9 protein-coding genes, 3 pseudogenes and 2 riboswitches are annotated in these 10,903 nt (G+C 35.1%); of the genes and pseudogenes, 7 read left to right on the top strand and 5 right to left on the bottom strand.

The features are described from left to right. Positions 1-37 precede the first annotated feature (37 nt). Positions 38-1,099: a tyrosine-type recombinase/integrase gene (locus AB3X49_RS12265; protein ID WP_367962321.1), complete on the top strand. Its 1,062-nt coding sequence runs from the start codon at positions 38-40 to the stop codon at positions 1,097-1,099. A 74-nt stretch (positions 1,100-1,173) separates the two neighbouring features. Continuing rightward, positions 1,174-1,314, bottom strand: a riboswitch (SAM riboswitch). A gap of 71 nt (positions 1,315-1,385) precedes the next feature. Here AB3X49_RS12265 and AB3X49_RS12260 read toward each other — a convergent pair. Beyond that, positions 1,386-2,249, bottom strand: a complete 864-nt coding sequence (locus AB3X49_RS12260; protein ID WP_367962319.1) for a carbon-nitrogen family hydrolase — start codon at positions 2,247-2,249, stop codon at positions 1,386-1,388. A 14-nt stretch (positions 2,250-2,263) separates the two neighbouring features. On the opposite strand from AB3X49_RS12260, the pseudogene AB3X49_RS12255 reads away from it, so the two are divergent. From AB3X49_RS12255 to AB3X49_RS12230, 6 genes and pseudogenes are all read left to right on the top strand, one after another. After that, positions 2,264-3,436, top strand: a pseudogene (locus AB3X49_RS12255) (pyridoxal phosphate-dependent aminotransferase). 60 nt (positions 3,437-3,496) lie between these two features. After that, positions 3,497-3,604, top strand: a riboswitch (SAM riboswitch). A 64-nt stretch (positions 3,605-3,668) separates the two neighbouring features. After that, positions 3,669-4,913 carry a 2,3-diketo-5-methylthiopentyl-1-phosphate enolase gene (gene mtnW, locus AB3X49_RS12250; RefSeq protein ID WP_367962317.1) on the top strand — a complete coding sequence of 415 codons (1,245 nt, stop codon included), beginning with the start codon at positions 3,669-3,671 and terminating at the stop codon, positions 4,911-4,913. Further along, positions 4,910-5,569, top strand: a complete 660-nt coding sequence (locus AB3X49_RS12245) for a 2-hydroxy-3-keto-5-methylthiopentenyl-1-phosphate phosphatase (RefSeq protein WP_061674460.1) — start codon at positions 4,910-4,912, stop codon at positions 5,567-5,569. The genes mtnW and AB3X49_RS12245 overlap by 4 nt, the downstream gene beginning before the upstream one ends. Further along, positions 5,566-6,203, top strand: a pseudogene (locus AB3X49_RS12240) (methylthioribulose 1-phosphate dehydratase). The gene AB3X49_RS12245 and the pseudogene AB3X49_RS12240 overlap by 4 nt, the downstream one beginning before the upstream one ends. Continuing rightward, complete coding sequence (gene mtnD, locus AB3X49_RS12235; protein WP_002165123.1) at positions 6,181-6,693, top strand: acireductone dioxygenase; 513 nt, start codon at positions 6,181-6,183, stop codon at positions 6,691-6,693. The pseudogene AB3X49_RS12240 and the gene mtnD overlap by 23 nt, the downstream one beginning before the upstream one ends. A gap of 317 nt (positions 6,694-7,010) precedes the next feature. Next, positions 7,011-7,286 (top strand): hypothetical protein, encoded by a 276-nt coding sequence (locus tag AB3X49_RS12230; RefSeq protein ID WP_002165122.1) that lies wholly within the window; start codon positions 7,011-7,013, stop codon positions 7,284-7,286. 61 nt (positions 7,287-7,347) lie between these two features. Here AB3X49_RS12230 and AB3X49_RS12225 read toward each other — a convergent pair whose 3' ends face one another. The 4 genes and pseudogenes from AB3X49_RS12225 to AB3X49_RS12210 all read right to left on the bottom strand — a co-directional run. Continuing rightward, positions 7,348-7,680, bottom strand: a complete 333-nt coding sequence (locus AB3X49_RS12225) for a DUF3909 family protein (RefSeq protein WP_002014892.1) — start codon at positions 7,678-7,680, stop codon at positions 7,348-7,350. 5 nt (positions 7,681-7,685) lie between these two features. After that, positions 7,686-8,564: an NAD(P)-dependent oxidoreductase gene (locus AB3X49_RS12220; protein ID WP_002033921.1), complete on the bottom strand. Its 879-nt coding sequence runs from the start codon at positions 8,562-8,564 to the stop codon at positions 7,686-7,688. A gap of 4 nt (positions 8,565-8,568) precedes the next feature. After that, positions 8,569-9,699: pseudogene (locus tag AB3X49_RS12215) on the bottom strand (serine hydrolase domain-containing protein). A gap of 149 nt (positions 9,700-9,848) precedes the next feature. Then, positions 9,849-10,903, bottom strand: a 1,055-nt coding sequence (locus AB3X49_RS12210) for a GGDEF domain-containing protein (RefSeq protein WP_367962313.1), incomplete at its 5' end; no start/stop codon positions are given.

Below are 10,903 nucleotides of genomic sequence, written 5' to 3'. Positions count from 1 at the left end.
GAATTATCAATCTTTATATATACAAGGAGGGTTTCCTATGTCGATCCATAAGGATGAACAGCGCGGAACATATTTCTTCGTAGCAAGAGTTCGTCAGTTTGATCGGGCAATCAAGCAAGTAAAGCGTCGTGGATTTAAGACTCGAGAAGAGGCACGTGAAGCCGAAGCGAAGATGTTAGCAGAGAAAGACCTGACTTCAAATTTAACGTTTGTTCAAGTTGCAGATAAATATTTTGAGTGGTATTGCCAGGGGAAAGAGCAACGTTCAATTGTTCCAATTCAAAATGTGATATACAATTACTTAGTACCAGAGTTTGGAAAAATGAATGCGAATACAATTACAGCTAAACACGTGATGATTTATCAGAATAAAATTATTCATACATATTCAGCAGCTACTTTAAAAAGAATCCATACCATACTTTCTGCTATATTTAATTTTTCTATCAAATTCTATGGTCTAACCCAAAATCCAGCTAGAATTGCAGGAAACTTTGAACTCGAATCAAATAAGAGAATGAATTTTTGGGAATTTGAAGAATTTAAACAATTCATTTCAACTGTAGACAATCTACTACATACATCTTTTTTTTCAACGCTATACTACAGCGGAGCCAGAAAAGGAGAACTTTTGGCTTTAACCTGGGAAGATGTTAATTTCGAGAAAAAAACAATTGATATAAACAAAACAGATTATAACAGACAAATTACAAAGCCTAAAACGAAAACATCAAATCGAATTATTATGTTGCCAACACATGTCATTCATTTGTTGAAAGATCTTAAAAATCATGCTACTGTAAACACACCAATAAAAAATGATTATGTTGTGTTTGGAGAGTTTTATAATAGTATAGCAACGACAACACTCGATAAAAAATATTCACAGTATATAGAGAAAGCAAAAGTCAAAAAAATTCTACTCCATGAATTCAGGCATTCTCATGCATCATATCTGATTAACAAAGGAGTAAGCACCCTTGTAGTAGCTCAAAGGTTAGGTCATTCAAATGTGGCAACAACTTTAAATACCTATAGCCATTTGTATCCATCTAAACAAGCTGAGGCGGTTGCATTTATGGAAAAAGATTTTTCGTAATCTTTGCCAAATTGTTGCCACCGCCACCAAAATGCCCGTTGTTACTTAATCGGCAGAGAAGTTTATCTTCTCCCCTCTTATCTGCCAGAAAGTTTACTTTCTGCTGGAATTAGCACCGTGCCTTTTGGCGTCATAAACGCCCCATTTCACAATGGTATTACGGTCGGTTGCTGGGCTTCATCGGGCCAAATCCCTCCACCTGCTCTTGATAAGAGTTTTATAATTTTTAGAATTTTTAACTTTATGATGAAGACTATACCAAGAATAAAAATCACTTGTCAACATTTTATTTGTATAATTCTGGACGACGATCTGCAAAAACTGGAATTCCTTTACGTACCTCTTTAATTTTCTCGAATTTAAGTTCTCCAAATAAAATTGATTCCTCTTCATTTGCCTCTACCACAACTTCACCCCAAGGATCCACAATTAGAGAATGACCTGCAAACTCATTATTCGGATCCTTTCCTGCTCTATTGCACGCAACAACATAACACTGATTTTCAACTGCTCTCGCCTGTAAAAGCAAACGCCAATGTGCTAAACGTACTAATGGCCATTCTGCTACAACAAATAAAACTTTTGCACCTTTAGCAGTATGAACGCGCATCCACTCTGGAAAACGAATATCATAACAAATTGTACCAGCACACTCTACATCATCTAACTTAAATTCACCTGTCTCATTACCAGCAACTAAATATTTATGTTCATCCATCAGCTGAAATAAATGTACTTTACTATATTCATTGACTAGATTTCCTTCATTGTTTACAACATACATTGTATTTGTAACCCCTTGCTCTGTTTGCTTTGCTATGGAACCACCAACAATATGTACACCATATTGCTTCGACCATTCTTTCAACTTTTCTTTCGTTTCTAATCCATCCGTATCTGCAATTTCAGAAAGTCTCGTTAAATCATATCCTGTTGTCCATAGTTCTGGTAAGACGATAACATCTGGTCTTTCTTTCATCGCTTCACTTATTTTTTTTTTAGCGTTCTCAATATTTTTTTCTACATCTCCAAAGACAATATCCATTTGAACACATGCGACTTTCATTTTTTCAGCCCCATTCTCATTTTTTTCTTTACAAAATACTGGAAAGATTATATCATTTGTCACTAGAATTGTAACAACTTTCAAAAGAGGTGGAAAGTATGAAATTATTTCAACCTTCTGAGATAGTAACATCATTGCCAACACAATTTTTCGCTTCACTTGTTGCAAAAGTTAACAAAGTCGTTGCAGCTGGTCACGATGTTATTAATCTAGGACAAGGTAATCCAGATCAACCAACACCGCAGCATATCGTAAAAGCTTTACAAGATGCTGCCGAAAAGACCATTCATCATAAATATCCGCCATTTCGCGGACATGAAAGCTTAAAAGAAGCTGTCGCAACATTCTATAAACGTGAATACGGCGTAGAATTAAATCCAAAAACTGAAGTTGCTATTTTGTTTGGCGGAAAAGCTGGATTAGTAGAATTACCACTTTGTTTTACAAACCCTGGCGATACCATTCTCGTTCCAGATCCAGGTTATTTATCCGGAGTTGCTTTAGCAAAAGCACAATTTGAAACAATGCCGCTAATTGCAGAAAATAATTTTTTACCGGATTACACGAAAATTGATGACACTATCGCTGAGCGTGCAAAGTTAATGTTTTTAAATTACCCAAATAATCCTACTGGTGCTACTGCATCAAAAGAATTTTTTGATAAGACTATTCATTTCGCTAATAAACATAATATATTAGTCGTTCACGATTTTGCTTACGGTGCTATTGGATTTGATAGTCAAAAACCTGTTAGTTTCTTGCAAGCAGATGGCGCCAAAGATGCAGGAATTGAAATTTATACATTATCAAAAACTTTCAATATGGCTGGATGGCGTATTGCTTTTGCAGTAGGGAATGAAAGTGTCATCGAAACAATTAACTTATTGCAAGATCATATGTATGTTAGTATTTTCGGTGCAGTTTAAGACGCAGCACGCGAAGCACTATTAGGCTCGCAGTCTTGTGTAGTAGAACTTGTTAATAGTTATGAATCTCGCAGAAATGCTCTTATAGAAGCTTGTCATGCAATCGGTTGGAATGTTGATATTCCAAAAGGATCATTCTTTGCTTGGCTCCCTGTACCTGAAGGCTATACATCTGAGCAATTTTCTAATATTTTACTAGAAAAAGCACACGTTGCAGTTGCTCCTGGCGTTGGATTTGGTGAGCACGGTGAAGGCTATGTCCGTGTTGGCCTCTTACATACAGAAGAACGATTACGTGAAGCAATTAATCGAATTGATAAATTAAAAATTTTCAAAAGTCATTGACAACATGAAAAATATCTGACAAAATTCAGTTATCTTAAAAATTTAAACATTTCTAAATACTTCTTATCAAGAGCAGGTGGAGGGACGAGCCCGACGAAGCCCGGCAACCGATCTACATAATTGTAGACACGGTGCTAATTCTCGCAGCATTACGCTGACAGATAAGGAGCTGGTTGTAAAAAAACCTCTCCTTAGCTGAGAGGTTTTTTTATTTAACTAGGAGGGTATAACAATGAGCGGAATTATAGCGACGTATTTAATCCATGATGATTCACATAACTTAGAAAAAAGGGCCGAGCAAATTGCACTCGGTTTAACAATTGGCTCTTGGACTCATTTGCCACACTTATTGCAAGAGCAACTAAAACAGCATAAAGGTAACGTCATCCATGTTGAGGAATTAGCTGAACAAGAACATACCAATTTGTATTCACGTAAAAAAGTAAAGCGCGGGATTATTAAAATCGAATATCCGTTATTAAACTTCAGTCCAGATTTACCAGCGATTTTAACAACTACATTCGGAAAGCTATCACTTGATGGCGAAGTGAAATTAATTGACTTAACATTTTCAGACGACTTAAAACAGTATTTCCCTGGTCCAAAATTTGGGATAGATGGTATTCGAAATCTTTTACAAGTGCATGATCGTCCCCTTTTAATGAGTATTTTTAAAGGCATGATTGGACGAAATATTGGGTATTTGAAAACGCAATTACGCGATCAAGCAAGTGGTGGTGTAGATATAGTAAAAGATGATGAAATATTATTTGAGAATACATTAACACCACTTACGAAACGCATTGTATCTGGAAAAGAAGTTTTACAATCAGTATATGAAACATACGGACATAAAACGTTATATGCCGTAAATTTAACAGGACGAACTTTTGATTTAAAAGAAAATGCGAAAAGCGCAGTGCAAGCTGGGGCTGATATTCTATTATTCAACGTATTTGCTTACGGACTAGATGTACTACAATCACTTGCAGAAGATGATGAAATCCCAGTTCCCATTATGGCACATCCTGCTGTAAGTGGTGCTTATTCCGCATCGAAGTTATATGGAATCTCGTCTCCATTATTACTTGGAAAGCTACTTCGCTATGCTGGGGCTGACTTTTCATTATTCCCATCTCCATACGGAAGTGTTGCGTTAGAAAAAGAAGAAGCTCTCAACATTTCAAAACATTTAACTGAAGACGATGCATTTTTCAAGAAAAGTTTTGTTGTTCCATCTGCTGGTATTCACCCTGGTTTCGTTCCCTTTATTTTACGAGATTTTGGCAAAGATGTTGTTATTAATGCTGGCGGCGGGATACACGGACATCCGAATGGCGCGCAGGGCGGCGGTAAAGCTTTCCGTACTGCAATTGATGCTACTTTACAAAATAAACCACTCCATGAGGTAGATGAAGTGAATTTACATAGCGCACTACAAATATGGGGAAATCCTTCTCATGAGGTGAAATTATGAGTATTCAAGTATTTTGTGATTTCGATGGTACGATTACAAATAACGATAATATCATGTCCATTATGGAAAAGTTCGCACCACCAGAAGCAGAGGAAATAAAGCAAAAAATTTTATCGCAAGAACTTTCTATTCAAGAAGGTGTTTCTCAATTATTTCGATTAATACCTATTAATCTACACGATGATATTATTCAGTTTTTACAAGAAACTGCTGAAATCCGTACAGGTTTTCATGAATTCATACAATTTATTAATGAAAATAACATTTCCTTTTACGTTATATCAGGTGGAATGGATTTCTTCGTCTATCCACTCTTACAAGGAATCATTCCAAAAGAGCAAATTTACTGTAATGCAACTGACTTTTCAGGAGAATTTGTTGAAGTTAAATGGCCGCACCCTTGTGACGAGCAATGTCAGCATAGTTGCGGTCTATGTAAATCATCATTAATTCGTAAACTAAGCTCTAAAGATGATTTTCATATTGTGATAGGAGATTCCATTACTGATTTACAAGCAGCAAAACAAGCAGATAAAGTATTCGCCCGTGACTTCCTTATTACAAAATGTGAAGAAAATCATATTGCTTATACATCCTTTAACACATTTCACGATATTCAAGTCGAATTACAACATTTGTTGGAGGTGAAATTATGAAACAACTTTTTCGTCAATGGTATGACTTAAGTGAAATAAAAAAAGAATTAACAACTCGGAATTGGTTTCCAGCAACGAGTGGAAATATTTCTATAAAAGTCAGTCATGATCCACTTACTTTTCTTATTACAGCAAGTGGTAAAGATAAAACAAAAACTACTCCAGATGATTTTCTATTAGTAGATCATCTAGGGGTTCCCGTATTAGAGACTGAATTACGCCCTTCAGCAGAAACAATATTGCATACACATATTTATAACAATACGAATGCCGGGTGCGTACTTCATGTTCATACAACTGATAATAATGTCATCACAAATTTATATAGTGATGCAGTCACCCTTCAAAATCAAGAATTATTAAAGCTCTCGATATTTGGGAAGAAGGTGCAACGATTAACATTCCTATTATCGAAAACCATGCCCATATCCCAACGCTTGGAGAAAACTTCCGAAAGCATATACAAGGAGATTCGGGAGCAGTATTAATCCGTAACCATGGTATTACCGTATGGGGCCGAGATAGCTTTGATGCAAAGAAAAGATTAGAAGCTTATGAGTTTTTATTCCAATTTCATATAAAACTATTATCAATTCAAGGAGGCGTTTCTAATGGCGCAAATTCGTATTCATGAAGTAAATACTCGTATCGAAAATGAAGTGGAAGTATCTAAATTTCTACAAGAGGAAGGCGTTTTATATGAGAAATGGAACATCTCTAAGCTTCCTACTCATTTAAATGAAAATTATTCGTTAGCAGATGAAAACAAGGCTGAAATATTAGCTGTGTTTTCAAAAGAAATCGCTGATGTTTCAGCGCGCCGAGGTTATAAAGCTCATGATGTAATTTCACTTTCAAATGGCACACCTAACCTTGACGAATTATTAATTAATTTCCAAAAAGAACACCATCATACTGACGATGAAGTTCGCTTTATTGTCAGCGGTCATGGCATCTTCGCTATTGAAGGAAAAGATGGTCGATTCTTTGACGTTGAACTTGAGCCTGGTGATCTTATATCTGTACCTGAAAATGCAAGACATTATTTTACCTTACAAGATGATCGCCAAGTTGTAGCTATTCGTATTTTTGTTACAACAGAAGGTTGGGTTCCAATTTATTAAGGTAGCTAGTTGAATAAAAGATTGGAACCCCTTTTCCAATCTTTTATTCACTCTACATATATACATCCTCCTATGGAACAGGCTTATTTCATAACATTGAAGTAAGCCTGATTTTTTATTTACTAAAATAATTTGTCCCTTTCGTTTATTCAAATCAAATATCTCAAATCACACTTCCATTTTATCAAGTATATTTCGGAACACTTTTTGAACATTTATTGAACTTTTTTTGAATTTTTTCTGAAAATTCTGTTTTGTGTATGATATACTACAACTAATAAGAAGGAAAAGAATATTGCAAGCAGAGGGGGATAATCATGAGTTTACTTATCGCACTTATACTAGGGGTTTCATGCGGAGCTATTCCTGTTATTTTAGGAGCTATTATGGAAGAATTAGAAGTTGGTGTTTTAGGTTTTGTCGCATCTTGTGTAAGCGCTTTATTTTTCGGTTTGTACGGTGCTATTCCTATTTCTATCCTGTGCGCATTTTATATAGTACGCCATGCTCGTGCGAAACAGTTTGGTCCTAATCACATTGCACAAGTTATTCCATTCCCAATTGAACGATGCCGCCGAGCTTCCAGCCTATAAAATATCCAGCTTAAATATTATGCCTGCCTAAATAAATAAAAAGTCCTCAAATGAGGACTTTTTATTTATTTTCTTCTAGAAATTGAAACAACTCTTGCAAATGAAGTGCATCTTCACTGTAGCTAACGGATACATGACATGTCCCTTCAATCTCAGCATGCATATAAAGGACAATTCCATCTCGATCATATTTCAATGCCAAATAAAACTCCATTTCCTCTAACATCTTTTTCGAGCTTCGGATAACATAATGCCCTTTCTCATCTCTTCCATATTCAAAATCTGGTCCAAAATCGTATTTTTGTTTAAAAGCTTCTTTTTGCTTATCATTAATCTGTACACAAGTTGCTCGCTGCACAGCATCAATCATCTCGTCAAACTTTTGGAGATCCATTCCATTTACCCCCTTATATACTTTTTGTATAATACTTGTGTTCCGCTATTCTCTTTTCCATCTGCGATTAGCTCTTCATACAATTCCTTCGCTAGGGTTAAACCCGGTACTGGTAATTGTAATTTTTCAGCTTCATCTAAAGCAATCTTCATATCTTTCATAAAATGCTTTACATAAAAGCCAGGTTCAAAATCTCCTTTTAACATTCGAGGAGCTAAATTACTTAATGACCAGCTACCTGCTGCTCCTGTCGAAATACTCTCTAATACTTTATCTGCATTAAGTCCAGCCTTTTTCGCATATGCTACCGCTTCACATACTCCTATCATGTTAGAAGCAATTGCTATTTGATTGCACATTTTTGTATGTTGTCCACTCCCAGCAGGGCCTTGCAACTGAATATTTGTTCCTAGTTTTTCAAATAGAGGTAAGCAAATATCATATATTCTGTTCTCTCCACCGACCATAATTGCTAGTCTTGCTTCTTTAGCCCCAATGTCCCCACCAGATACTGGTGCATCTAATGTATATATATTCTTGCTTTTCGCAACTTCATTAATACGTTTTGCCAATGTTGGTGTAGATGTTGTAAAGTCAATTGCTATCGTACCTTCATTTGCATGTTCTAAAATTCCATCAATCCCAAAGTACACTTCTTCTACATCATGAGGATAACCAACCATCGTCATAACAACATCAACTTGCTTTACTAACGCTTTCGGTGTATCACACCAAGTCGCACCCTCTTGCACTAAAGAATCCGCTTTTTCCTTCGTTCTATTATATACATATACTTTATAACCACTTTGCATTAAATGGTTGACCATACTTTTTCCCATTACACCAATACCAATGAAACCTATTGATAAATTTTTATTTTCCATCTTCTCATCCCCTTTGTTCTAATAAATCATTTACCATCTTTCGGAACTCTTTATTAAAATCATCATCCATACTATTTTTCACATTTGAAAATAAAATAACAAAAGTTCCTTTTTCTTTATTAAAATTATTGAAAGTGTTCCAACCAGATAGTACACCATGGTTATGGAAATAATCTGGATATATGTAAAAGCTAAATGCATATTTTCTTTCTTGTGAAGGTGTAAACATCGCTTGTATACTTTGTTCAGAAAGAAGCTTTCCATTTATAATCGCTTCATCTAATTTTTTCATATCCCCTACTGTCGTATACATCTCACCCGATCCATATAACCAGTCCATCCCTAATTTTTGTGCTAGTACAAGCTCTTGATCTTTCTTCACATACCCCTTCGTGAAGTTTTTATCTCCAGGCACCATATTTCCCATACCTGATTCATGCATCTCGGCCTTTGTAAATATATTTTCTTTTACATAGTCTCCTAAAGGCTTTTTCGTTATATTTTCTATAATATAAGCGAGCACCATATAATTATAATCCGTATACTTCCAACCTGTTCCTGGTGGAAACTCTAATTTTTGACTTCCAATCCAAGTTACTAAATTTATACGTGAAGCTACATTAACCTTCCCTTCCCCATTTTCCGGTAAACCAGATGTATGCGTTAATAAGTGATATAACGTGATGTGTTTATCTGCTGGAAATGAAGGAATGTATTTATTTACATTATCTTGGATATTTAACTTCCCTTGTTCTTGTAACTGTAGAATGGATGTAGCAACAACTGTTTTCGTAATAGAACCGATACGATATTTTGTTTGAGGCGTATTTTCTATTTTATTTTGAACATCAGCATATCCATATCCTTTATTCAATATAACATGCTCTTTATCTGTCACCAAAACTGTCCCATTAAATTACTTTCCTACTAAATACTGATTTAACTTTTGAGATATACTAGCATAATCAATTTTTTGTACTTCTTCTATATTATCCTGTACCTCTGACTCAATAGCAGGAGTTACCTTTGTTGTTAATACTGCTTGTTCCTTTGGATCGGGACTATAGAGAAAATAGTATACTCCGCCGCAAACTACAGCAGACAGTGAAGCCATAACCATTATTTTTTTTATCATATTGTTCCTCCGTAATTACTTCATGTGAACTACCCACCACTTAGTCTCTCTTGCGAGCTTACTTAAAGTGGGAGCTTCTCGGTTAAAATGGTCCCCCATATTCTATTATCAAGTAATAAAAAAAAATCGCAACAATTTGTTGCGAAAAATCACATTTTTTCTTTTCTATATATACATACTTGATTTTTCCCATTTTTTTTCGCTTCATATAACGCAATATCCGCTCTTTGCATTAACTCTTCTCTTGTAATCCCTTGCTCATATAACGCAACTCCAAAACTCGCTGTTAATTTCGAAATTCCAGAGAAATGCTTTGTTTCAATGAAAAATCGCAATGATTCCGCAACTTGAAACGCTTCTTTTTCTACCGTATTGGTCACTAATATTATAAATTCCTCTCCTCCCCATCTTGCAAATACATGTTGATCTTCAACTTTAGATTTCATAAGATCTGCAAGTTGTACTAATGCTAAATCGCCAAAATCATGACCATATGTGTCATTTACTGATTTAAAATTATCTATATCAAACAAAATAAGTGCAACTTTTTCATCATTACGTAATACATTCTCCCACTCTGTCTCCAATATTTGTTGGAATTTCAAGCGATTATATATTTCTGTCAATGAATCTATCATAGCCAATCTTTCTTGCTCTTGATAGATTTCATCTAATTCTGTAATCTCTGTGCATTTTACTATAAATCGCGATAAGTCTTCTGGTAATGGTGTCGCACGTAATAGAAAAGTAAATGCTTCTCCTTCATAATTGTACATTTTAATTCTTCTTCCATTTGATAAAGTATCATCCAGCCATGTTATATCGTGAGTCGTCGAATAATATCCGTTCTCTCTAATAAGATGTTCTGCAAACACTAAATGTTGTTCACGATACGTAAATAAATTATCATGTCCGAAGAATTGTAAAAAATTCGTATTACAATCGACAATCTCATCATCTTCTACTATAAATAATAAATCATTTTGAAAATCAAACATCGTTTGAAGTAATTCCTGTTGTAAACTTACTTGTCGCACTAAAGAAAGCTGATATAAACTCTTATTCACTTCCTCTAGTACTACTTGTGGGGTTACTGGCGCTATAACAATATTACGTATTCCTAACAGTAGTAAATCTGCAAACTCATTGTTTATCTGTTGATCCCAAATGATAATGAATGTGCTCTGTGAATTATATATATTCT

It is taken from the genome of Bacillus sp. C30 (assembly GCF_040838255.1).
GTDB lineage: Bacteria > Bacillota > Bacilli > Bacillales > Bacillaceae_G > Bacillus_A > Bacillus_A mycoides.
Note: the sequence above shows the minus strand (reverse complement) of the source record. Positions and strands in the feature narration are given on the sequence as shown.

Excerpts from the sequence above, each read along its gene's own strand:
- AB3X49_RS12265 (WP_367962321.1), top strand. The coding sequence starts at position 38 with ATGTCGATCCATAAGGATGAACAGCGCGGAACATATTTCTTCGTAGCA.
- mtnW (WP_367962317.1), top strand. The coding sequence starts at position 3,669 with ATGAGCGGAATTATAGCGACGTATTTAATCCATGATGATTCACATAAC.
- AB3X49_RS12245 (WP_061674460.1), top strand. The coding sequence starts at position 4,910 with ATGAGTATTCAAGTATTTTGTGATTTCGATGGTACGATTACAAATAAC.
- mtnD (WP_002165123.1), top strand. The coding sequence starts at position 6,181 with ATGGCGCAAATTCGTATTCATGAAGTAAATACTCGTATCGAAAATGAA.
- AB3X49_RS12230 (WP_002165122.1), top strand. The coding sequence starts at position 7,011 with ATGAGTTTACTTATCGCACTTATACTAGGGGTTTCATGCGGAGCTATT.
- AB3X49_RS12225 (WP_002014892.1), bottom strand. The coding sequence starts at position 7,680 with ATGGATCTCCAAAAGTTTGACGAGATGATTGATGCTGTGCAGCGAGCA.
- AB3X49_RS12220 (WP_002033921.1), bottom strand. The coding sequence starts at position 8,564 with ATGGAAAATAAAAATTTATCAATAGGTTTCATTGGTATTGGTGTAATG.